Source organism: Rubripirellula obstinata, from assembly GCF_001642955.1.
In the GTDB taxonomy this organism is placed as follows: domain Bacteria; phylum Planctomycetota; class Planctomycetia; order Pirellulales; family Pirellulaceae; genus Rubripirellula; species Rubripirellula obstinata.
In genome coordinates, this window is the sequence record NZ_LWSK01000004.1 from 26205 (window position 1) to 50968 (window position 24764).

Genomic DNA, 24764 nt, shown 5'->3' on the forward strand with positions numbered 1-24764 from the left:
CAACCTGATCGAAAGTTCATCAAAGAAGGCTGGCGAAGTAAATTCGTCAGCCTTCTTTTCGTACAGTCGCCAAGGAGTGTTGTGATCGCGCGTGCTCGTTCCCAGACAGAGCCTGGGAACAAGAAGGAAAAAGTAGGCCGTAGCGAGTGAAGCGAGTTACGGCAGCGTTGCAGGAAAATGCCGTAACTCGCTTTACTCGCTACGGCCTACAAAATACTGCCGATTTAGATGCCTGCACCCGCCTGGGAACAAGGCCTTCATTCATTCGCAATGTCACGAGCCTTCTTAAGATCCAGCTTTCCGGTACCCAGCAGCGGGATTGCGTCGACCTGCTTGTAACTATCCTGCGAAGGGATAAACAAGTTTGGCAAACCCGCTTCCTGCAACTTTACTCGCATTTCACAGATGTCTTTTTGCGTCGGCACATGCAGCACGACCAGTCGCTCGCCCTTCTTTTCATCAGGAACCGCGGTCACGCAGACTCGAACCGTTTCGTCTTCATCACCTTCGACAAATAGCTTTGACAGTTCCTCTTCGACGCGAACATGCGGGACCATTTCACCGCCAATTTTCGAGAATCGACTTTGCCGACCGGTGATGTGAATGAAACCTTGGTCGTCGATATTGGCAATGTCACCGGTGGTGTACCAACCGTCAACAATCGCCTTGGCGGTCAAGTCATCTTGCCCCGCATAGCCCTTCATCAAATTTGGCCCCGAAACCATCAACATGCCGTCCTGGCCGGCCGGCATTTCTTCACCGTTGTCGGTTGAGATCACCCGCGCGCTGATACCGGGCAATGGCCGGCCAACCGAACCCTCGATCCGGTCAGGTTGGTACTTCGCCGCCGAACGAGTGGGCGGAATGTTGACCGACACCAACGGACTCAGTTCGGTGGTTCCGTAACCTTCGACCGGCCGGACCCCGAATTTCTTCTCGAACGCATCAAACAAATCAGCCGGCATTTTCTCAGCGCCAACGACCGCAACATCCAATTTAGAAAACTGCTCCGGCGTCACGCGGCGCAAATACCCACGCAGGAAAGTCGGCGTCGCCAACAACACCGTAACGCCGTATTTCTCAGCCAACTTCCCAACCTGCTTTGCATCAAGCGGGTTGAAGTGATAGACGCCTCGCGGACCTAGCGTCATCACGGACCACAATGTGACCGTATAACCAAACGAATGGAAAAACGGCAGGATACCCAACACCGTGTCAGAAGTGTCAAGATGAACCGCTCGCTCGATCGCTTCGACATTGTGACTAATGTTTGCACCGGATAGCTGAACACCTTTGGGCATCCCGGTCGAACCGCTGGTGAAAATAACCGTCATCAAGTCATCGGGATCAATCTTGTGAGTGCCCAAGATGCGATCCAACAAGAACGCGGGGACCAAAACTGCTTGAAACGCAGCAATCGCTTTATCCAGCTTGCTAACCTTGTCCTTCAAACTTTCCAGGACCACGAGTTCACTATCGAGTTCTATGTCAACTTTGCTCAGAAACCGTTCGCTGGTCAGGACGTGCTTCACACCCACGCTTCGGTTGCAGTGGTTCAACACATCGCTGCCGGCGGTGTAGTTCAAGTTCGCCGAAATGCGTCGATCGATTGCGAGCGCCACGTTCACGATCACCCCAGCCACACTGGGCGGCAACAGAACCGCCACGTGCTGCTCGTCTTTGCCAAACACTTCTCGCCGCAGCACTCGGCGAAGCGCTAGCGTGCGGATCAGCATCTCACGACCGCTGACCTCGTTGCCCATCGAATCGGCCGCCTGCATCTGCCCGCCACGTTTGCGCCAAACCCTGACAATCCGCCTCGCCAAAACAGGAAATTCACTTCGCGCGTCAACCGTTGCCTGGGCACCCAACGCGTGAACCTTGCTACGAACATGTTCCAAAGGCGTCGTTCGCGGCAACGGTTCGCCGATGTAAAGTGTCAGCGTGCGACGAAACTTGGTGGGCCATTTGAAGAAAAACTTTCCACCCGAGAAACTAAAAATGCTCCCCCACATCCCGTGCATCCACACCGGCACGATCACCGAATCCGTCTTCTGGACAAACTTACGAAGCCCCGGCTTGAAGGCCTGCAGTTGGCCGGTGCGAGTCAACGTGCCCTCGGGAAACAGCCCGACGACATCGCCCTTGTTCAATCCGTCGCGAGCATCCAAGATCGCTCGCATAATCGACTTTGGGCCTGACAACATGTAGATCGTGTCGAAGGCGTCACCGAGGTATTTCCCCAACCCTGACGTAAAATTTTCGCCGTCAACGACAAACCGAACGTTCCGCGGCAGCATCCACAGAATCAAAATTCCGTCAATCCACGAAACATGGTTCGCGGCCACGACGCAGCCGCCTTCTTTGGGCAGATTCTCTAACCCAACGATTCGTTTTCGATACAGCAGCCCCAAGACGATTTTGAACGGTAACCGAACAAAACGACGAGGGTGAAAAACGGCCATCCAGGCTAAGCCGACGATCACGATTACCAAAATCGCAAAGATCCATTGCCATAGGGTCACGGGTGAGTTTCCAAAACAGAGAGGTGGTTCAATTGGGAAGCCAATAAGTTATCCGATTTGCCGCTCGGTCGCGTGGTCAACTTGTGCCGCAATAGTCGTTATGTTGTAGCTATCCGCAGCCGATGACACGACCGACCACCCAGCACACCACACAGCCCGCTATCAGCAGGGCATCCATGGAGCAATCGATGGACTACATCAGCACGCACCAGATCAAGCCAGGCGATAAAGTCGATTTGAAGTCGATTGAAACCAAAAGTCGTGGCTCGTTTGACGACAAGGATGACGCCAAGGCATTCACCGCCAAAACCAACGACGCAATCCGGGATCTGCAATACCGTATGTTCGTCGAAGGCAAACAATCACTTTTGGTCGTGCTGCAGGCTCCCGACGCAGCCGGAAAAGATGGGTTGATTCGTAAAGTTCTCGGACAAATGAATCCGCAAGGATGCCGTACCTACCCTTTCAAAGTGCCCAGTAAAGAAGAAGCAGCTCACGATTTCTTGTGGCGAATTCACAAAGCCGCCCCGGCGAAAGGCAAAGTGTCAGTCTTCAACCGATCGCACTACGAAGACGTGCTGGTTGTCCGCGTCGAAGATCTGGTGCCCAAAAAGGTTTGGAGCAAACGCTACGAGATCATCAATCACTTCGAGGCCAATCTGGCTGCGGCAGGCACTCGCATCCTGAAATTCTATCTTCACATCAGCCCCGAAGAGCAACTAGAACGGTTCGGAAAACGACTGGAGAATCCAGAGAAACATTGGAAATTGAACACGGGCGATTATGCCGCTCGAAAAAAATGGGGCGACTATCGACAAGCCTACGAGCAGGCGATCGAAGAGTGCAGCACCGACCACGCCCCCTGGTTCGTGATCCCCGCCGACCACAAGTGGTATCGCGACGCATCCGTTGCCGGGATTGTCCACCAAACCTTAAAAGACATGAATCCACAAATGCCGCCCGTGGATGTCGATCTGGACGAAGTGCGTGCGTTGTACGAAAGAGAATTGGCTAAGTAACGAGCGGGCAATGAGTGTCGCCTTTCGCTCCGCGAAAGTAGCGAATTCGCTGCTTTCGCGGAGCGAAAGGCGACTATGAAAAGTCGTAAGTTCCGAAGCAGAAGAAACAAAACCTACTCGCCCGGTTGCAGGCGTCCCATCAATTCGCCGGTCGCTTGTTCGATCCATTCTTGCAGCTCGACTTCATTGTCTAAGTTGACGACTGCATTTTCGCCGGACAACTCCTTGGGCATTTTGGTCATTAACAACGATAACTCTTCTTTGACCCAATCACTTGCGACTGATTGATCGTCTTCGGGGAACAACTCGCCTGCCGAAACGCCACTGGACTTGGATCCGTTTTTGAGTTCATTCACGACGGCGGTCACGCTGGCAATCGCTCCTTGATCAACTTGGCCCGTGGAATCGGTCGCGGCAGATTGCTGGGGTTGGTTGGTTCGCAGCTTAAACTTTTCTAGCCAAACCTGACCACCGCCGGTGTTGATCGAAACGCTTCGCAGCGACGCTTCGATCGATTCATATTGACGACCCAGTTTCCGATGCAACTGCGTGGTTCCGGTGATTTCGACTCGCGGAACCAACAATCGATCATCCACTTCTTCCAATTTGGTTTCCAACCACTGTTCGTATTGATCAGCGATATCGTCGATTCGCTTTGCTTCGCTAGCGTCGATACGGCACCACTCGAAACGCACTACATCGAGCGGATGAAATGTGCGAGTCGTCTCGCCGCGTGAATCGATGTCGACGATCACGCATCCTTTTGCGCCAGGCTCATTGATTTTTCGACCTTGGACATTGCCGCTAAAGACGACCGGGGCGGATCCCTCAATTTGATGTTCGCCACGTTGGTGGATGTGGCCGAGTGCCCAGTAGTCGTAACCAAAGTCGGCTAATTGCTGCGGGCTGCACGGTGCGTAGGCGGTGTGTCCCTCGAAACCGGTCAACGATGTGTGCAACAGTCCGAGGTTAAACTGCCCGCTGATCGGTTGCGGGTAATCCTTGACCAAGTCGCCTCGCTCGTGCTGTTTTCGATAGGACCGTCCGTGTACAGCTACTGCTAAACCATCAAAGTCAAACTCGCGAGTGTCCACCGTCTTTTCACTCAGCATGACCTCGCTGCCGTCGGGGTTTTTAGGCAGCCGCAGGTTCAGCGTCATTTTATTAAACGCGTCGTGGTTGCCGCGAATCACTGCGATTGGAATTCCGGCGTCAATCAAACGACGTGCCTGGGCAACAAAGAATAGCCCCGTGTTTTGATCGGGCCAATCACCGTCATACAAGTCGCCCGCGATCACGACTAAATCGACTTGCTGGTCCATTGCCAGTTGAACCATATTCTCCAGCGCACGTCTGGACGCACCGCGAATTTGGTCCGCCGGCGCGTCTTCGTACTTTGTCAGATTGCGGAGCGGCGAATCCAAATGGATGTCGGCCGCGTGCAGAATTTTGTGGCTTGCCATCGTCGATTACATCTCCATCCAATTAGCATCCCCGATTTCCCACAGCACCGTTTCGGGCTGCGTCGGATCTTCGTCGCAATCCAAAGCGTGGAAGATAAGCGATGCGGCGGTTTTGGTGTTGTACTGGGCTTTGCGAGCGGGCGGAATCACCAGGTGTAACGACTGACGTGCTCGAGTCATCGCGACGTACATCAAACACATCGCTTCGGTCATCGATGATGACGTTGCTGCGCCGAATACTTGCTGCCAATCTTGGCTTAGAAAATGCCAATGGCTGCTGCCGACATAACGAGTCAGCCCGGTGGGTGGTTGATCGGGTGAATCCGCCATCGCGACCGGCTTGGTGCTTGGGCGAACCAAGTCGCTTTCCAACTGCGGCAAAATCACGCTGTCAAATTCCAAACCTTTGGACTGGTGAACCGTCATCACGCGAACCGGAGCCGCCTGAGGTCGTTCGACTCGTTTTTCGCGAACCATTCGCACAAAATCTCGCAGCCGTGGTGCTGGATTGGTTTCGTACTGAATCGCCAAGCGGGTCAATTGCTTCAATCGCATCGTGTCGCGGTCATCGCAAATGCCCGCCAGACGCGACGCCAAGAATTCGACCGTTTCAGCGATCCCATTTTCGTCCGTCATCCGGCGAACCCAATCGGGACCAAAGTCATCGATCTCGGCCAGCGGTGTGCTGTTTGCGTGCAGCGACCAACGTTTGTCGCCCGGATGTTCGGCCATCATCAAACTGGACAGAACAATTTCGACGGCCGCCGAATCGGTCAACGGATTGCCACCTTCCTGTGAGACTTCGACCTTCATCTGTTCGAGCAAATAAATCATCTCGGCGACACCTTTGTTGGTGCGAGTCAGAATGCCGACGTTTTTCTCAGGAGCCGAATCGACGAGATCTTTGGCGATGATCGCCGCGTCCTCAAAACAGGTTTGTCGCTTCTCGTCCGCACCGCCATCGGAAGCTCGCGACGTCACCAAGCGAGCGTGTCCGGGCAATGATTTCCTGGCTGTTTCATGCTCAGGGAATTGATTGGAAAACTGCAGAATCGCGTCCGCTTCGTAGGCCGATTTGTCCGCTCGGTTCGATGGATCAGAATCAGTCACGATTGGATGCCTGGACAATCGAGGGAAGATCGCGTTAACGGCTTCCATGATCACCGGGCTGCTGCGGAAACTCTGGTTCTGACTAACCTCTTCCACCTCCGGAACTTCTTTGGCCACGGCGTCAAAGATCTCCGCCACACCGCCACGCCAACCGTAGATCGCTTGCTTGGTATCGCCCACGCAGAAAAAGGATCTTGGAATCGGGCGGTCGGTATCACCAACGGTCGCGCCACCTGAACTAGAAGCACAGGCCACCGCCAACGGACGCAGCACTTGCCACTGGATTGGCGACGTGTCTTGGAATTCGTCCAGCAATAAATGATCAACCGCACCGTCCATGCGCATCGAAAGCGATTGCTCGTCCAGGCTGGCAAACTGATTGGCTAGTCGGATTGAAACGTCATCAAACCCGAGTGCTCGTTTGGCTTGTTTCAGCGAATTGATTTGAAAGTCATACGTCTGCAACACGCTGCCAGTCGCTTCGTTTTGAGCCTTTAGCAATCGCAACATTTCGCTTCGCGCGATCGCGTACAGAACCTTGAACGCTTCTCCGAGTCCATCAGGAAAAATCGATCGACCGAACTTGATCGGATCACCGCTTAGTTTTGATTTGGCAATGTTTGTGATCAGCGTTTCACCATCCAGGCAAGCAAATTCTCGCGACTCCATCGCCGAACCCATCTTTTCCAACTTCGCCTTTAACGTTTTTTGCTTGGGCGTCGCGGTCAGCATCTCACCGGCCGCTTTGGTGATCGCGGCCGATTCGGGCAACTTGGGGGCTGCCATCTTGGTCCACGCTTTCTTGTCGGCTTGGCGTTGGATCGCGTAGGCGGTTTCGACAACGTTCATCAATTCGCGAGTCACGCTGCGTTTGACTTCGCCCTTGCCCAGCATCGCTAGCAGCGAAATGATCTCGCCGCGATCAAGACTAGAAATCGTCTGATCGATCGCACGTTCTCGCATCCAAACTTCTTCGATCTCGTCAGTCAATCGCCAGGCGGGCGGCAGGTTCAATTCAAACGGGAACGAACGTGCGATTTGTGCGAACAATGAATCGAGCGTACAGATACGCAATCGGTGCATGTTCCGCAGCAGCGTGTCCAACAAGTTCAGGCACGCGCTGCGAGGCAGCGTCGGCAATCCCACCTGGCTGCGAAGACTTTCCAGCGACCCGTCGTCATCGTTTTCATCGGCCGCCTTGGCCAGCGAAACAAGAACCCGCGACAAAATCTCGCCCGCCGCCTTGCGAGTAAACGTGGTCGCCAAAATCGTTTCCGGCGCGGCACCTTGCAGCAAAATCCGCAGCAACCGAGCGGTCAGTTGATAAGTTTTCCCGCTGCCAGCGGACGCACGAACAAGCGTCGGTCGCAATTCGCCAAGCGAGCTGGTGTCCACTTCGGTTTCAGTCGGATCGCCCGTATGCTCCTCCGCCCATTGCAGCAGCGATTGGTTAATGTCGCTCATCGTTGGCCTCCATGCTTGATCGAAAGTCTTCTAGCCACAAAGTGGCGGCAGCACCGTGCCGTGGGCGTCAGCCCACGGTTCTGGTCCGAATCGTAACCGCAGCCCCGGAGGGGCGACAGCGATACGTACGCTCCTTTGCTGTCACCCCTTCGGGGTTCTGAATAAAACCGCGTTCTGTCCGTGGGCTGACGCCCACGGCAAGGTGCTGTCGTCACTTCGTGACTATTAAAACCAATCATTCGCTTGCTCCCACGGCATCCAAAATTCGGCCCGCAATTCCTTCTTGTAGAATCATTGCATAATCATCGAACTCGACTCGCTTGTCCGTCGGCTCGAACTCTTCACGAAGGACTCGGCTAACGCAGTCGCGAATTTTTTCCTCCGCTTCGATCATCTGTTCTTCGCTAAAGGTGGCTAAGTTGATTTTTGTCTCGTCATCCTTGTCGCTAACGTTGAAATACCCCAATTCAACTTCGTGCGGCGGTGCGTCGATGCCCAAATAGGGCACCATCATGCGATACAACGGCAATTGCAGGTCAACCCAAGTCGGAACGCCGTCCACTTTCTTGAGATGCTTTTTCTCGGGTGGGTGACCATGAGTTTTGTAGTCCAAAATCGCCCAGCGATTGGTTTCGGCGTGGAAGTCGATCCGATCAAACCGCCCGCGAAGTCCCACCGATCCTTCATCGACCGTAACAGCCGCACCAGATTTCTCATCGACGGATGCTTCGGTAGCGTGAATCGTCCAGCCTTCGGCAATACGCTCGGCTTGCCGCAACGCCACCGTCGCTAACCGCCGTTCGGCCTGAGTGACTTGCAACAAGACAGCCGCCGAAACGTCGCCGCCAAAATGGTTGTCCGCGTAGTCGTGCAAGTGCTCGATCAATGCAGCTTCGATTTTACTGGCGCTGGTTTCGTCTTTGTCACCCGATTGTCCAAACGTTTCCAATGCCCCGTGAACCAGATCGCCAAACTGGTTGGCCGCCAACTCGCGTCCCTCGTCGTCGATCGGTTTGATACGCAAGACATGCCGCAAGTAAAACCGATACGGACACGTCAAATAATCCTTGAACGCCGTGACGCTCATCCGTTTGACGATCTGCTCGCCATCCGAAGCTGGGAATTGCGGAATCGCGATGCTCGTTTTCTTGGGACCAGCATCCCAGGCATGCGACACCGGCGGCAACGAGCGGCTCCCTTCCAGCAGAAAGCGAACTCGCCGTGCGGAATCCGGCTTAGGCGATGCCGCGATCAAACGACTTGGCGGTGTCGGTGATCCATCGGCACCGATTTTCCCGACAATGAAGTGAACTTTTTCGCGAACCGATAGCATCAGATGCATCGCGTAGACATCGCGAGCGTAACGACGCTGGTTGTCCGCCATGCGAAGCGAACTGCGAATCGATCCTGGCAAAAATGGATCACTGGTGGTCGCTGATGGGACAAAGGGATGATTCAAACCGATCACCGAAAGCGAATCCGCATCATCGAGTGACAAGTCCAACCAGCCAACGATTTCGATCGCGTCGGTTTCGGGAGTTCCGACGACACGCAGGTCCGCCAATCGGCCTGCCATCATTTCAATCGCCAATCCGCCTGAGACCGAGAAATCGAGCCCGTCGTTGAGCGATGCGAACCGCGTCAGGATTTTGTTTGCGGCATTGATCGCCATCGACGTTCGCGGATTGGCAGACGCATCGGTTTGGTCTACCGCTGCACCGAGCCATTCGCTGATGACTTTGCACCAACGGCTGAGCGGTTGGTCTTTGGAATCGAACACTGAAAGCCAGTCTTGCACCCACTGGCCGACCTGGATCGCCAGAGGGTAATTCTTGATCGCTTGGGGCGGCAAAGTCCCAGAGATTTTTCGCGGGTAATGATTGGCCAGCAATTGATCCACTTCGCGAAGCCATGTGGAAGATTCGTCCACCTGCAAACTTTCACCAGCTTGCAAACTTGCAGTGATCGCACGACTGACATGCGAATGACGCACCAATGCCGCCAGCGATTGCCAAGTGTCGGATTGCACATGAGTCGCGGTTAAATCGAACAGTCGCCCAATGGAAGTCGATGCGACGGTCCATCCGATCGCACGGAACGTTGAACGCCCTGCACCACGCAGTTCCATTTCCACCGGGCCGACATGAGTTTGATCGGTGACGCCAACAACCGCCCGCTTACCATCAAGTTGAGTGACCGATTCGACTGCCGCGATCGCTTGGTCGGAAACATCACCGGCCGGCAACAGGTTTTCATCGCGAAGCGGGAGTTCATGGTCGATCCAGGCAGATGTTTTGACACATCCAAACTGATCAAACCGGGCCGCTTCCGATTTGGGTGCAGCGACCATCGCAACAATATCGCCGTTCAAACCACCCAGCATTTTCAGCAGCATGTCGCTGATGTCGCTGGTTCCGATCAGCACCACGGTCTGATCGCACTTGCATCGGTTTTGCTCGATCGCTTCGGCGCGGGCGAAGTCAGGATCGATCAATCCGACGCGAGCGAGTTCGCCTGCGTATCGGTTGGATAGTTCAGCCAGCATGCGCCAGCGACGTGTTTCGGATTCTGTTTCGGTTTTCTGAGCGACTTCTTCAAACGTCAAATTGCTGGACGCCAGATCTTCGTGCAGTCTGCGAACCGTGCCCGCCAATTCCAACCAGGGTGCCATCGGTTCACGTGGTGGCAAGTTCGGCAGCAGTGCCGCCATTCCTTCTGGATCGGCATCTCGCATGACCGCGGCCCAGGCGAGAGTTTGCTCAAATTCAATCGCGGCCGGTTGGTCGGAACCGTAAAGCTGTTCAGGTAATTCGCCAACCGTGATGAACGTTGGCGGTTGGTAACCGGCCTTGGACGACGCGGCCAGATCGGAAAGCAGCGTGCCGAGCCGATTGGAACTGCGTGCGGTTGGCAGGACACACAGCAAGCTTGAAAGATCCCATTGCTGGTCAACCGAGTATTTCTTGATCAGCGAATCGGCGGCCAACGGCAGGATCGGCTTGTCCCAGCCAAGGAAAATCGTTTCACGAAGATTTTGTTTCACGAGTTGCTTTCTGGGCACGCGGTTTAACGTTTTTTAAGGATCAGCATTATCGCCAACGGCTTTGACACGTTTGGTCAAACGGCTGAACGAAATTGTCCGGTGGCAGTTTCACAACAACAACCCGTGAGAAAATTTGCGGGTTGTCTTGAATCTTATGGCAAACTTTGCCGATAACCCGGGTTAGGTGTCTGCTTGGAACGACCCGTGCGCATGGAGGCGCACCACCATGATCCTCTGGACTGTAAAACTAATTGGCATGATTCGGCGAGCGATCGCCGGTCGTAAATATCCATACCAACTGGCGTGGGCCGTTGCATTCGGCTTGCTGCTGGGCATCGTCCCGCACGGAAACCTGCTGGCAATCTGCCTGCTGGTTGTCGTGTTGTCGCTGCGATTGAACCACGCCATGGCGGCTTTGACCGCGATCGGTGCGTCGTTCCTGGCCACCAAGTTGGATCCGGTTTCGCACACCGTTGGTGAGTATTTGCTGACGCAGCCGAAATTCGCAAGCGTCGCCGAAACCGCTTGGTCATTGCCCATGATGCCGTGGACCGACTTGAACAACACGGTTGTCCTGGGCAGCCTGACCATTGGATTGGTCGCACTGTTGCCAGTCTTCCTGGTCACGTATCCCGTGTTTCGTTTTCTCGCACCCGCTAAAGCTGCGGACGATCAAGTTCAAGAGAGCGAGTACGAAACGCACCGATCATCGACTTCCAGCAAGACAATGATTGTTGATCGTGGCAACCAGCGTGTGCCACCGCCCAAACGAGACGCGTCCCGAGAAGAATCGACCAGCCAAGTATCGACTAGCCAAGCAAGCGAACCGATTCAGTTTGTCGAAGTGCAGCCCGCTCACACGGCACCGCCGCAGAATCATGCGGCGGTGGAAACCCGTATCGACGTCATTCGCATCAAAGAACAAGCGTCAACGCAAACCGCTGCGACTGAGTCTGACGTCAACGAAGCCGACCAATCTAATCCTAACCAACCGATGGACGAAGCGCTCAATTACCTGCTTCGTCAATTGCGCGACTCGCAATCAAGGAACGCAGCATGATTCGCTGGACATTCGTAATGACGCGGTTGATCGTGGTAGTCGCGATCATCGCTCTGTTGTGCTTGGGGCTTGGGCCCGTTGCCAAATACGTGACCGTTCGCAGCATCGAACAAGCCACCGGCGCGAAGGTGGAAATCGAAAAGGCGACCGTGGGTCTGTTCCCACCAAGCGTTCACTATTCAGGCGTTCAAGTCGCAGATCCTCGCGACGACAAAGCCATGCGAGACGCCGTCGCTGCCGATTCAGTAGAGTTCGTGATCGATGGTGCGGCGCTGATGCAACGTCGTTGGGTCGCACGTACCGGATCGATCACTGGCCTGAAAATCGGTAGCGATCGCGACACGTCAGGCCATCTGGATCCTGAATTTGAAGTCGAAACCGAACAGTCCGGTCCATCGATGTTAGATCGACTTGTCGGTGGCGCGAGCGACCAGATTTCGGACACCGCCGACGCGGTCGTTGACGATCTGGAAACAATCCGGCGCAGCAAGGAAATCCGCACGCGATGGGAAAACGAATACGCCAACCTGACGACGCGTGCGAGAGAACTGGAACAAAAAATTCGACTCATTCGTGACCGGGCACGCGGGATCGATAATCCGCTGCGTGATTGGCAAAAACTGGAACGAACCCTGACGGAAGCCCGCGAGGCTCGTGATGAATTGGTGTCGGTTCGTCAAACACTCGACGCTTTACCAGGACAACTGCAAACCGACTTGGCTTCGCTTGAAGAAGCAAAACAGATCGACATGGCCAAGGTTGACCAGTACGTTCCCGGCGACTTGACCGGTGCTGGTGAATTTGGCGTGGACATCATCGCCGAATCGGTGCGTGACCAAATCGCTCAAGTCAAATCCTACTTGGACGGCGGAAAGACGCTGGCCAATTACACAGTCGTGGCACCCGATGCCGAGCGAACACGCGGTGTCGATCATGACCTGATACCGCTGGATCGTCCGCAATTGATGATTCGTCGCTGCGAAATCGGCGGGATGATGCGAGCCGGTGGTGACATCTACGCGATGACCGGTGTCGTGGAAAACATGACGCCCACACCGGAAATTTTGGCCGAACCAACCCGAGCTCGTTTGAGCTTGGAAGGCAAAGAATCGATGCGAGTGGAATACGTTCGCGATCGACGCAGCGGTGCCGACGTGGACTTGATGACGTTGCATTGGCCAGAAATGAAGGCCGAGAAAATGCGACTTGGCGGCAGCAGTTCATCTGCACTTGCCGTCAACGGTGGCCGACGTGAATTGTGGATCCAAGTGCGAACCGAAGGCGACCAGGTCGATGGCCGGATGGTCAGTAAGCAAACTGGTGTGCAAATGGATCTGAACGTTGAATCCAAGTATGCCGGTTCCGCTGGCGTTCAATCGTTGCGAGACAGCTTGGCGTCGGTCGATCGAATTGAAATCGATGCCAACTTCACCGGAACGTGGAAAAAACTGGACCTGGATCTCAACACGAATCTCGGTCAAGTGCTTCGTCGTGCTGGCGAAGACGCCGTTGCGAATCAAATGCGAGAATCGAAAGCCAAGCTAGCTGCGAAGGTCAACAAGGTTCACGCTGAGCAAACGATGGAACTTCGCAAATGGTTGGGCGAACAAGCCGGTGAAGCACGCACGTTGCTTGCCAGTGCCGATAAATCGATCGCAGAAATGAGCAGCAAGGTGTTGACCGAAGTCGGCGACGCAGAAGAGTTGCTCGGCAGTCGATTAAGAAGCGCCGTGATGGGCAAGCTGCGCTAGATCTTTTGCGAATGACCTGTAGGCCGTAGCGAGCCTCAGCGAGTTACGGCAACGCGTGTGAATGCCGTAACTCGCTAAGGCTCGCTACGGCCTACAATTAGCTACGCCACTGGCTTTACAAAACCTAGATGCAGCTCACAGTGGCGGCATTGCAGGTCGTCGTGCTGCTGGCGTGTCATGTTTCCAAAGAACACATGCTTGGGGATTGGGCCGATCGTCTGGTATCGGCCGACCGCTTGCCGGAAGTGATCCAGGGCCTGCGAGACGTCAACGTCTTCCGTTGGCCAAAACAGATCCTGAGCTTTGGGTGGCAGCTTGAATCCCGGTTTCGGTTTCCCATTGAGAACAATCGGCCGAATGATCCTGGCAAAAATCTTCATGGGAAGTGACGGTTTGAAGGGCAGGTCGGTGTGCCCGCTGACCACATCAAAGGTTCTCGCAAGATGTTCCAAAATCTGACCGAAACTGTATTGACCAACGGTCGTGACTTCCATGCTTGCCAACCGGTCGACTTCGGCGATCGCTTCTTCGAGTCGATCAAAATGCAGCGGGCGTAGTTCTGGTTTTGACATGCTTCGGACGATCAGTTTTTAGGTTGCGAGACACAGACGTTAGACAACTTTCCAATGCCATCGATTTCGACGACGCAGTGGTCATCATGCTTCAAAAATACCGGCGGTGTTTTTGCGGCTCCGACACCCGGCGGTGTTCCGGTGTAAATCAAGTCACCCGGCTTCAGGGTCGTAAATAATGAAAGATGACTGATCAGGCTTGGGATGTCAAAGATTAATTGTGCCGTCGTACTGTCTTGCACGGTTTGATCATTCAAGTGCATGCGTACCCGCAGGTTGCCTGGGTCGCTGATTTCATCTTTCGTGACAACGCATGGCCCAACGGGCGCGAACGTGTCAAAGGTTTTGCCCAGCAACCATTGACCGCCGGGCCGACCTTTTTGCCAATCACGCGCAGACACGTCATGGCCGCAGGTGAAACCAAAGACATAATCCATCGCTCTGTCCGCGGAAACGTTGCGAGCCGGTTTGCCAATCACGACAACCAGTTCAGCTTCGTAGTCCACCTTCTCTGAGATGTCTGGCAACTCAATCGATCCTCCATGACCAAGCAGCGCCGAATTGAACTTGCTAAACACCACCGGCAACGTCGGGATTTCGGATCCCGTTTCAATTGCATGGTCACGATAATTCAGTCCGATGCAAATGATCTTTTCAGGTGTGGGCACCGGCGGAAGCAATTGCTCCGGGACCGGTTGCCAGGATCCGTCTTTGACCACAGTTGGATCGCTAAAGAAATCTTCGTCGGTCAATGTGATGGGCTGCACACCCTTGGACGGATCGTACAAGGCGATCACGGGCGAGTCATCTCGCAGGAAACGGCATAACTTCACTGGGGTGGATCCAATTGATTGGTAGGCGGGGGCATTGGTTCAGCATTCACTATTTCAGCATTCACTGTTTCTGATTCGATGGCCGCGGGTTCTTGTTTGACTTGTTGGATGTTCAGGTACACCAAAACCCCGATCACTGGAATTCCCAAGATCATCAAGACGATCAAGGCAGCTCGGAAAATGCTGGAATTCAAATGATCGTTGGACACGGTTGAGCGTTCGTTATTCGGGAACGATGGATGTGAAACGTTCGGTTTGCGGCGAACCGCTTGCACGGTCGCGAGTGTACCAAAGTCTAGCCGAGCTTGTCTGAAGCTCGATCGGGCGTATTTCGCGGAGACACGAAAACGAGAGGTTGGGACAACCTCACCTACAAATCTGAGCCGCGTTTTCGACGGCGGCTTCTTTCTGTAAACTGATTCCAGTCACCTACGACGGCAGCATCCTCCATTCCCCAGCGAACTTTGCCACCATGACCAGCCTGACTCAATCCGACGCTTGGCAAAACCTGTTATCTCACTTCGCCACGATCAAGGACCAGCATCTTCGGGATCTGTTCGCATCGGATCCGGCGAGGGGCAAGACCTTCACGCTGCAGGCGGCAGGCATGTTTTTGGATTACTCCAAAAACCGCATCAACGCTGAAACGATGAAGCTGTTGATCGCGTTGGCCGAAGACGCTGGACTGAAAAGTCGTATCGAGGCGATGTTCACCGGCGAAAAAATAAACACGACCGAAGATCGTGCTGTTTTGCACACCGCGCTGCGGGCTCCTCGCGATGCAACGATCATGTTCGAGGGCAAAAACGTTGTCCCCGACGTCCACGAAGTCCTGGACCGCATGGCAGACTTCACCGTCCGCATCACCAGCGGCGATTGGAAGGGGCACACCGGTAAACCGATTCGCAACATCGTCAACATCGGGATCGGCGGGTCAGACTTGGGGCCAGTGATGGCTTACGAAGCACTTCGCTATTACAGCAACCGTGATCTGACGTTCCGGTTTGTGTCGAACGTGGACGCGACCGATTTTTCCGAAGCAACGATCGACCTGGATCCGGCCGAAACGTTGTTCATCGTTGCGTCAAAGACCTTCACGACGCAAGAAACAATGACCAACGCCGAATCAGCGAAGCAATGGTTGTTGGAAGGTTTGAAAACTGATGAATCGGCGGTTGCGAAACACTTTGTGGCGCTATCGACGAATGCTGAATCCGTTCAAGCGTTTGGAATCGACACCGACAATATGTTCGGTTTTTGGGATTGGGTTGGTGGCCGCTATTCGATGGATTCCGCGATTGGACTCTCGACGATGTTGGCGATCGGGCCAAGCGGGTTTGGCGAACTGTTGGATGGTTTTAACGAAATGGATAACCATTATCGGACCGCACCGCTGGATCAGAACCTGCCCGTAATCATGGGCCTGTTGAATCTTTACTACACCGATTTCTTCGGTTCACAAACAACGGCCGTCTTGCCGTATGACCAGTATTTGTCGCGTTTTCCAGCTTATTTGCAGCAGTTGACGATGGAAAGCAACGGCAAGCATGTGACGCTCGATGGCGATCAGGTTGATTACGACACCTCACCCATTTTCTGGGGCGAACCCGGCACCAATGGCCAGCATTCGTTCTATCAATTGATCCACCAGGGAACGCATTTGATCCCTTGCGACTTTATCGCCTTCACCAAATCGCTGAACAGTATCGGTGACCATCACGACAAGTTGATGGCGAACGTGTTTGCGCAGGGCGAAGCGTTAGCCATGGGAAAAACTGCTGACGAAGTTCGTGCTGAGGGTACCGACGAAAGCCTAGTCCCTCACCGAGTCTTTGAAGGCAACCGTCCGTCGAACACGATTCTGATCGAGAAACTAACGCCGAGTGTGCTAGGTAAGTTGGTCGCGTTGTACGAGCATAGCGTGTTCACGCAGGGTGTCATCTGGCAAATCAACCCGTTCGACCAATGGGGCGTTGAACTTGGCAAACAATTGGCCAAAGCGATCATCCCAGAGTTGTCACCAAACGACGCGGATCTGTCGCATGACAGTTCAACGAACGAGCTGATCCGTCGTTATCGGTCGATGAAGTAACCTCGGGGCGATCAACCTCAAAAGCCGTTTCAAGATCGTCGCGAACAAGTAGTTCACAGAGCGAATCGCGAAGGGCGATCGAAAGCGATTGAGCGTCTTGAAAACGCTCGGCAGGATCCCGTGCAACTGCCTTCATGCAGATTGCTTCCAGATCTCGCGGAACCTGATGACGCAGCGAGCACTGGCTTGGTGGAATGTGTTCACCACGCAGCGAATCTGCGATTGCGGCTTTGCGGCTGTTTGCTTTGATCAGCGTATCCAGTGCCAGGCAATCGTACAGAACGGCACCGACACCATAGACATCACTGCGTGCATCGGTTTTTCCACCACTGACTTGCTCAGGCGAAGCGTAGGCGGGCGATCCATGGAAAGACTTCGCACAGGCTTCCCTATCCGAATCGTTTTCGTCCTCAATAAGTTCAGCATTTCCCCAATCAATCAGCCAAGTGGTGTTTTGTTGATCGATCAGGATGTTTTCGCCCTTGATGTCCGAATGACTGACACCAAGTTCATGCGCCGATGCCAGCACGTCGACGACATCACACAGGATGCTGAGCAACCTTTCGAGCGGGAATTGTCGCTGCGTCATGGAGACGCCAGCCCTGATTTCGTGAAGGATGTGACGAAGATCCTGACCCTCCACCAACGTCATCGCAAAGAATGGGCAGCCAATGACACTTCGGTCAATGTCGTGAACCTCTGGAACATTGCTGGAACGAAGCCTTGCCATGACCCGCGCCTCTCGGACGATACGATTTTCTGCGTCGCGATTACCCATTAAGTCACGACGAAGGAACTTGATGGCAACATCGCGGTCAAGCATCAGGTCATGGCAGCGATAGACGTCGCTCTGCCCACCGCGTCCGATCTGATCACCTTTTTCGTAGCGTCGCCCGGAGTCAGGTGCCCCCAATGGAAGTCGCCTGTCGAGCCGTTCTTGATTCAATTGTGTCGTAGTTTTTTTCTCATACATTTCAACGCAGACTCCCTAATGCTTTGTCACTCAGATAAAGCACGATTTGCTTTAAGCTTGAACTATTCTCAGTTTTTATGTTGTCCAAGAAATCTACGTTGTTCAGGTCTTAGTACAGCGAAAGACGCGTGAAGCGGAAGAAAGAACCAGGGTTCGGTATGGCTTGTAGCGTTTATAACGCATCAGCGGTTGCGATTCTAAAAAAACAAAGTTGCCATGATGGGCGGTAACGGAAGTTCCAGTTCATATCAATCATTCAGCCAAGCCGAGATCCAAAAAAGGCGGTCTTGAAGACACTTCTCGTCTTTAGTCGGCAAACTTTTGCTAGAAATCTAATGTGACGTCGTCGCGATTGAGATCTTGCCAATCAAAATTGGCTGGGTCGATTTGGGTGGACTCGATTGCCCACTGCACAATTCGCTCCGGTGCGATGCCTTGTTCTCGATACGTTGATAATCTTGTGTCGCCATGGCGTTTTGCGAGTCGCCGACCGTCGGGGCCGAGCACCAGCGGGACGTGGGCGAACGTGGGCGGTGAGTAGCCAAGGGCGTTGAAAAGCTCGATTTGTCGAAACGCGCTGGCGATTAAATCATTGCCACGAACCACTTCGGTGATTCCCATCAAAGCATCGTCAACGACCACGGCAAGCTGGTACGACGGGCTGCCGTTTTTTTGCGTGATCGGAAAGTCACCCAGGTCTTTGGCTGGGTTGCAGGACTGTGTGCCTAGCACCAAATCGTTGAAGCTGACCATGTGATCGGCTGCACGAAACCGCCAACTGAACGATCCTGTTTCCGGAATGGGGTCGCCTGTTTGCCAGCAGGAACAGGTACCGGGATAGATTTTTGGCTCGTGGTCAAAATGCGGTGCGCTGCCAGCTTCTTCGATATCTTTGCGTGTGCAAGTGCAGGGAAAGACTTGGTTGGCTTGGATCAATCGGTCGAGTGCTTTTTGGTACAGATCCAAACGCTCGGTTTGAATGAACGGGCCTTCATCCCAATCGATGCCGATCCATCGCAAGTCTTCGATCGCTTGTGCCATCGCCCAGGGTTTGACTCGAGGTGAATCGACATCTTCGATTCGTAGGATCAGCTTTTTACCGGTCTCCTTTATACCGGTCGACCGCGCGGACCAGTACGCCAGCAGATAGGTCCGTGCGTTCCCAAGATGCTGAGCCCCGGTGGGCGATGGTGCGAGACGTCCTGCATTCATAGCTTTAGTTTCGGTAGCACGTAGCGCAAGCGGACGATTGAATTGATCGACATTCCAACGGCACCTGGCGTTACCCGCTAAAAATCGGCGTTGCCCGGCGTGCGTGGGAATGGGATCACATCTCGAATGTTGGCCATGCCGGTGGCGTATTGGACAGCTCGTTCCAGCCCCAAGCCGAAACCCGCATGCGGCACGCTGCCGTATTTGCGTGTGTCGATGTACCACCAATAATCGTCTTCGTTGAGCCCCGCTTCGGCCATGCGAGACTGCAAGACGTCAAGCCGTTCTTCACGTTGGCTGCCACCGATAATTTCACCCACACCAGGAACCAAAACATCCATCGCAGCGACGGTTTTCTTGTCGTCGGACACGCGCATGTAAAACGGCTTAATCGTTGACGGATAGTCAGTCAAAATGACGGGACCACCCACGTGTTTTTCAGTCAAGAAACGTTCGTGTTCTGCTTGCAGGTCGGTGCCCCAACTAACCGGATACTCGAATTTCTCGGACGTGTTTTCCAGAATCGAGACCGCTTCGGTGTAGGGCATGTGGGTGAAGGGTTTTTCGATTACGGATTTCAGTTGATCAATTTTTCCCTTCTCGATCATCTTGTCAAAGAACTCCATGTCTTCGCCGCAGTGATTCAGGCAGTCGCTGAAAATGCGTTTCAGAAAATCCTCGGCCAATCGCATGTTGTCCGTCAGATCGAAGAAAGCGGCTTCGGGTTCCACCATCCAGAATTCAGCAAGGTGACGCGATGTGTTGCTGTTTTCGGCTCGGAACGTGGGGCCGAAAGTGTAGATGCGTCCCAGCGCGGTGGCGTAGGTTTCACCGTTTAGCTGTCCGCTGACCGTCAAGTAAGCCGGCTTTTCAAAGAAATCGTATTCATACTTTACCGGTCCGCCTTTCTTGGCCAGCATTTCCAGATCCAGCGAGGTGACGCGGAACATTTCGCCGGCACCTTCGCAATCGCTGGCCGTGATGATCGGCGTGTTGACGTACAGAAATCCACGTTCGTGATAGAAGTCATGGATCGATTGGCAGATCTGATTTCGCACGCGAGCGACCGCGCCAAACGTGTTGGTCCGCGGACGAAGGTGCGCCCATTCACGAAGCTTCTCGAACGAGTGACGTTTCTTCTGCAGCGGATACGATTCGGGATCGGCCCAGCCCAAGACTCGCACTTCGGTCGCGTGCAGTTCGGTCGCTTGACCCTTCGCCGGCGATTCTAGCAATTCGCCGACGACGACAACGCTGCAACCCGCGGTCAGCTTCTGAACCTCGGATTCATAATTGGAAAGCTCAGCCGGGGCCACGATTTGCAGATTGCCGAAACAACTGCCATCGTTGACTTCGATAAAGCTAAAACCGCCTTTGGAATCGCGCCGAGTTCGCACCCAACCGCGAACTTCAACATCGGGGCTAATCGATTCCTGCTTGCGTGCGTCAGCGACGGAAGTCCAGTTCATCTTGCAATCATCCATGGGGTCTGTGAAACGTTGACGTCAGTTCCGATGGTCTTACGAAGCATCGTCATCATTGCTGTCGGTAAGCACGGCAGCAGCGGCGGGGGCTTCGTTGGCTGGCAAGATCTTCTTGATCACGTTGCCGTAGATCTTGATGCCTGATCCGATGGTTGCAACTGCCAAAGCGATCACCAAGATCACGTTGAAAAGCAAACGCGAAAAACCACTGCCTACCGCATCACCGATGTAACTGCGTTTATTGTTCATGATCAGAAACGTCAGGTAGGCGATCGGCAACATCGTAAAGCACACCGCCGACGCAGCGACTGGGAACCAGATCGGCAGCGAAGAAACGACGCCCAGGATGCCGATCGCTGGAGTCAGGGCGAACAATCGAAAACGCTTCTTGGTTTGTTCCAGTCCTAACATTTCGCAGAACGTGAATCCGCAAACCACCATGTGAGTACTGATCGCTCCGCATGTCATACCGATCAACCCGAGGTCAAAAATGATACGACCAGCGTTTTCACCTAGCACACCACCCAGCGCCTTCGCGGCACCGAGCGGACGGATGGTTGTATTGACCACATCAGCACCGTCGTAAACGCCGCCGACTTTCATCGCGATGATCACCAGCGATGTTACCAACACGAAAGGCAGAAACATGGTCATGCCTAAATCCCAGCGAGCCAGCTTTTTGTGATCTGCACCCCAGCCCTTCTTTAGCAGCGAATAGGGATACAGAAACGTCATGTTGATTCCAACGGCCGCGCCCAGCATGCCTAGCACTTGAGTCACCGTGCTGTTGTTCAGCGAGCCATCGACGTTCCAAAGGTTCGGAATCCCGTACCAACCGATGAAGCCTTTCAGAATATCGACGATGTCTGAGGCAACCACGTCGATTTTAGCGACCACCACGATGCCAAACATGATCACCACCAACGCGATACAACCTCGCAAGAACCATTCGTACAGTCGCACGCCCTTGGAATCGCCGCCGTAGTTAAACGTGGTGATGATATTGATCAACAAGATGATGATGCCAATGCCAAAGCTAAGCATCAAGCCTTCGCTGGTGAAACCCAGTCCCATCGGCGTGCTTTCGGAAGTCACCTGCGCCAAATTGGCTTTGGCCTGGTCAATGATCACTGGATCCATTGTCTTCATCGCTTCGTCGACCGCATCGCTGGCCGCAGTCAGTTCCGGTGGCACGCTGACAATGTTTTGCATCGCACCGAGGTCGCGTGCGGCGCTGGCCGCCAATCCGTATTGCGGAAAGTGCCAGATAATTGACGACATGATCGTGCCAAGCGCCCATAGGACGACCAACCACTTACCAATTTCGCGTCCAAACGATTTGTAAGGCCGTTCGCCGGTCGTCAGCACCACGTTGGACAATGCACCCAGCATCATCACACCCAAGAACATCGCGACGGGTTGAACCCAAAGCAATTTGTAGCCAAACGACGCTCCCGCGATCACCGACGCCGCGGCACTGCCCGCGCCCAACGTCATCGCACTCTGCAGCAACCCGGGCCCGGTGCGTTTGATGTAACCCATCGCCGATGCACCAAACGGCATTTGGTTCAGCCGTTGCAATTCAGCGACTTCACGCTGCTGGGCTTCGGTTAAGGGAGGATTAGACGCAGGAGCCGAGTCTGACATCGCGGATTCCTAAGGTTCGAAAACAGAGGCATTGAACGGAAACGACGCAGGATAGCATAAGTCGCAGCCCCCGTCAGAGTTCCTGCGTCAGCAATCTAGCGCCAGAGTTCCAGCGCCAGAGTTCCAGCATCAGAGTTCCAGCATCAGAGTTCCAGCATCAGCAATCAAACGTGCCTAGGTATAACGAGACGTCTCCTGCATCTCCTCGGCAACCGATTCTTTTTCGGCCAGCAAGCGTTCTGCGTCGAGTGCTGCCATGCAACCTGTTCCAGCCGACGTGATCGCTTGGCGATAATAGTCGTCTGCCACGTCGCCGGCGGCAAAGACGCCGGGCACACTGGTATTGGTTCGGAACGGCTTGGTCCACTGGATGTAGCCTTCTGAATTCATTTCCACCGCACCATCCAAGAACGAAGTATTGGGTGTGTGGCCGATCGCGACAAACATTCCACCAACGGTTAGGTCACGTTTGGAATCGTCCACCGTGCTAGCTAGTTTCAAGCCGGTCACCAGTTTTCCATCGCCGACGACTTCTTCGACGACGTGATTCCAAAGGACTTCGATTTTCGGATGGTTCAATGCACGTTCTTGCATCACCTTGCTGGCCCGCATTTGATCGCGGCGGACCACCATGTAGATCGTCGCAGCGTTTTTTAGATTGGCCAGGTACGTCGCTTCTTCAACCGCCGAGTCACCCGCACCGATCACGGCAAGTGGTTTGCCGCGGTAGGTGGGAAGAGCTCCGTCGCAAACCGCACAAGCGCTGACGCCCTTGTTCTTGTATTCTTCTTCGGAGGGCAGCCCCAGGTAGTTCGCCCGAGCACCGGTGGCGATGATCACGGTGTGCGTCTTCACCGCATCGCCGCTGGCGGGTTTCAGCGTATGCACGCCGCTCATCGAAAAATCGACGCTTTCGATGTCATCGCTGATCACCTTGGTGCCAAAATTGAGAGCTTGCTGTTTCATCAGCTCCATCAATTCGGTGCCTTGGACCGCATAGTGAGCCTTGTCGTCTTTGACGTGCCCTTCGGGTGCCGGCGGAAGGTTATAGTGCCGAGATTTATCGACGGCAGTTTCAACGAACTCGCGGATATTCCCGGCAGGGAACCCGGCATAGTTTTCGACTTCGGTGGTGTACGCCAATTGGCCCAGCGGAATCATTTCTGGTTTGAACGTGCCTTCATAAAGCACGGGATCCAGGTTGGCTCGTGCTGCGTAAATGGCGGCTGACCAGCCAGCGGGACCGCTGCCAATGATGATCGTCTTTTCTACTTTTTCCGACACGTTAAAATCTCTCCAGAGAAAAAACTGCGAGTTCGAGGTTTTGCTTCGGGGAAGTATATGCCCGCAGGCCACTTTCGGGCGAGAGGGCGGTAAAGTGTCGCAGAACTGCCCATAGATCTAATGAGCCGCGACGCGTAAGCGGCCGGGCCTCCACCTTGCCCCAGGCCTTACGGCCAGCCGCTCACCATTGCCGTCGTAATGTCGATTAAATCGACAGCCCAGATAGCGTGTCGCAGAACGAGCGTCCAAACCCGAAACGTCCTAGCCTGATTCGTGAACGAACCCCTGCGGGGCCAATCGTTCGTGCCGGCCGTTATCGACCTTCCATAATCCCGTCCGGCTGGTCAGATTTCCGATCTGTGTCAGCGGTGTCCCAAGATCAATCGAAGCGATTTTGTCGGCATCCGATTGGCTCATCGTGACCAGTAATTCAAAATCCTCGCCATCGCTCCAGGCATGTTCAAACGGCGTTCGGCCAGAGGTTTGTGACAGGGTGACTGCGTCGTCATGGATCGGGATCGAATCGATATTCAATTCCACGCCCACCCCGCTCTTGGCCAGCAGTCGGTCCATGTCAATCGACAATCCGTCGCTGACGTCGATCGCGGCCGTCACGCTGACGTGCTGTCGCAATTGATTCGCCAAATCAATCCGAGCGGTCGGACGAAGATGGCGTCCGTGCAAGCTGCCGCCAACGGAACCGCTGACCAAAATTGCATCACCGACCTGTGCACCGCTTCGCAACCATGCCGCACCGGCCGCGACCTCACCCAACAGCGTGACACTGATCGCAAGCGGTCCGTCGTAGGTTGAAATGTCACCACCAGCAATCGCCACGTCAAACTCGGCGGCGGATTCCAGAATGCCTTCGTAAACGTCGCCGGCAATCCGAGTCGCATTCTTGTTTGGCAGCGTTAACGTGACCAGCGCCGATCGGGGCGTCGCCCCCATCGCGGCAATGTCACTGAGGTTGATCGCCATCGCTTTGTAGCCGATGTCGGCCAGCGAATGCTGATCGCTCAGGAAATCCACGCCGTCGATAATCTGGTCGGTGCAGGCAATGGTCTGCAGGCCCGCAGGAGAATCAGTAACAGTGAGGTCGATCACGGCAGCGTCATCGCCGATGCCAACGGCGACCTGGGGCAGCGACCGACATCGACCACGCAAATAAGCAAGAAATGATTGTTCCATCGCAACAAAGTAGCCGCTATCCCAATGAAGCTAAAGACGGC

Annotated in this window: 17 protein-coding genes; 4 read left to right on the forward strand and 13 right to left on the reverse strand. The window is 54.3% G+C overall.

Annotated elements, in window-relative coordinates; genetic code table 11:
* Nucleotides 1-257 precede the first annotated feature (257 nt).
* Nucleotides 258-2525, reverse strand: a complete 2268-nt coding sequence (locus RC85_RS02265) for an AMP-binding protein (protein WP_235033267.1) — start codon at nt 2523-2525, stop codon at nt 258-260.
* A 188-nt stretch (nt 2526-2713) separates the two neighbouring features.
* Between RC85_RS02265 and RC85_RS02270 the strand changes: the two genes are divergently transcribed.
* Nucleotides 2714-3544 carry a polyphosphate kinase 2 family protein gene (locus RC85_RS02270; protein ID WP_084422285.1) on the forward strand — a complete coding sequence of 277 codons (831 nt, stop codon included), beginning with the start codon at nt 2714-2716 and terminating at the stop codon, nt 3542-3544.
* A 113-nt stretch (nt 3545-3657) separates the two neighbouring features.
* Here the strand turns inward: RC85_RS02270 and RC85_RS02275 are convergent, their stop codons facing one another.
* From RC85_RS02275 to RC85_RS02285, 3 genes are all read right to left on the reverse strand, one after another.
* Complete coding sequence (locus tag RC85_RS02275) at nt 3658-5007, reverse strand: metallophosphoesterase family protein (protein WP_068258264.1); 1350 nt, start codon at nt 5005-5007, stop codon at nt 3658-3660.
* Between the two features lie 6 nt (nt 5008-5013).
* Nucleotides 5014-7581 (reverse strand): UvrD-helicase domain-containing protein, encoded by a 2568-nt coding sequence (locus RC85_RS02280; RefSeq protein ID WP_068258265.1) that lies wholly within the window; start codon nt 7579-7581, stop codon nt 5014-5016.
* Between the two features lie 235 nt (nt 7582-7816).
* Nucleotides 7817-10624 (reverse strand): PD-(D/E)XK nuclease family protein, encoded by a 2808-nt coding sequence (locus tag RC85_RS02285; RefSeq protein WP_068258266.1) that lies wholly within the window; start codon nt 10622-10624, stop codon nt 7817-7819.
* A 226-nt stretch (nt 10625-10850) separates the two neighbouring features.
* Between RC85_RS02285 and RC85_RS02290 the strand changes: the two genes are divergently transcribed.
* Nucleotides 10851-11684, forward strand: a complete 834-nt coding sequence (locus tag RC85_RS02290) for a TIGR03546 family protein (protein ID WP_068258267.1) — start codon at nt 10851-10853, stop codon at nt 11682-11684.
* Entirely contained in the window at nt 11681-13435 is a 1755-nt protein-coding gene (locus RC85_RS02295; protein ID WP_068258268.1) for a TIGR03545 family protein, read from the forward strand. The genes RC85_RS02290 and RC85_RS02295 overlap by 4 nt, the downstream gene beginning before the upstream one ends.
* Before the next feature lie 101 nt (nt 13436-13536).
* On the opposite strand, the gene RC85_RS02300 is transcribed toward RC85_RS02295, so the two are convergent.
* Genes RC85_RS02300 through RC85_RS02310 form a run of 3 tightly spaced genes read right to left on the reverse strand, consistent with a single transcriptional unit; the run spans nt 13537 to nt 15049 of the window.
* Nucleotides 13537-14007 carry a DUF1569 domain-containing protein gene (locus RC85_RS02300; protein ID WP_068258269.1) on the reverse strand — a complete coding sequence of 157 codons (471 nt, stop codon included), beginning with the start codon at nt 14005-14007 and terminating at the stop codon, nt 13537-13539.
* Nucleotides 14008-14018: 11 nt separating this feature from the next.
* Nucleotides 14019-14822: a fumarylacetoacetate hydrolase family protein gene (locus RC85_RS02305; RefSeq protein ID WP_420821396.1), complete on the reverse strand. Its 804-nt coding sequence runs from the start codon at nt 14820-14822 to the stop codon at nt 14019-14021.
* Nucleotides 14823-14836: 14 nt separating this feature from the next.
* Nucleotides 14837-15049, reverse strand: a complete 213-nt coding sequence (locus tag RC85_RS02310; RefSeq protein WP_149752734.1) for a hypothetical protein — start codon at nt 15047-15049, stop codon at nt 14837-14839.
* Nucleotides 15050-15312: 263 nt separating this feature from the next.
* On the opposite strand from RC85_RS02310, the gene pgi reads away from it, so the two are divergent.
* Nucleotides 15313-16932: a glucose-6-phosphate isomerase gene (gene pgi / locus RC85_RS02315; protein ID WP_068258271.1), complete on the forward strand. Its 1620-nt coding sequence runs from the start codon at nt 15313-15315 to the stop codon at nt 16930-16932.
* Here pgi and RC85_RS02320 read toward each other — a convergent pair.
* The 6 genes from RC85_RS02320 to RC85_RS02345 form a co-directional block, all read right to left on the reverse strand.
* Entirely contained in the window at nt 16844-17905 is a 1062-nt protein-coding gene (locus RC85_RS02320) for a serine/threonine protein kinase (protein ID WP_068258272.1), read from the reverse strand. The two genes, pgi and RC85_RS02320, sit on opposite strands and share 89 nt — an antisense overlap.
* Nucleotides 17906-18229: 324 nt before the next feature.
* The gene (gene gluQRS, locus RC85_RS02325) at nt 18230-19117 is read right to left on the reverse strand and encodes a tRNA glutamyl-Q(34) synthetase GluQRS (RefSeq protein ID WP_068258273.1); all 888 of its coding nucleotides are present in this window, start codon (nt 19115-19117) and stop codon (nt 18230-18232) included.
* Nucleotides 19118-19194: 77 nt separating this feature from the next.
* Nucleotides 19195-20586: an asparagine--tRNA ligase gene (gene asnS / locus RC85_RS02330; RefSeq protein ID WP_068258366.1), complete on the reverse strand. Its 1392-nt coding sequence runs from the start codon at nt 20584-20586 to the stop codon at nt 19195-19197.
* Between the two features lie 51 nt (nt 20587-20637).
* Entirely contained in the window at nt 20638-22248 is a 1611-nt protein-coding gene (locus RC85_RS02335; RefSeq protein WP_068258274.1) for a divalent metal cation transporter, read from the reverse strand.
* A 174-nt stretch (nt 22249-22422) separates the two neighbouring features.
* On the reverse strand, nt 22423-23532 hold the full coding sequence (locus RC85_RS02340; RefSeq protein ID WP_068258275.1) for an NAD(P)/FAD-dependent oxidoreductase: 1110 nt from the start codon (nt 23530-23532) through the stop codon (nt 22423-22425).
* Nucleotides 23533-23793: 261 nt separating this feature from the next.
* A complete protein-coding gene (locus tag RC85_RS02345) occupies nt 23794-24723 on the reverse strand; it encodes a thiamine-phosphate kinase (RefSeq protein ID WP_068258276.1) in 930 nt (309 codons plus the stop codon).
* Nucleotides 24724-24764 lie beyond the last annotated feature (41 nt).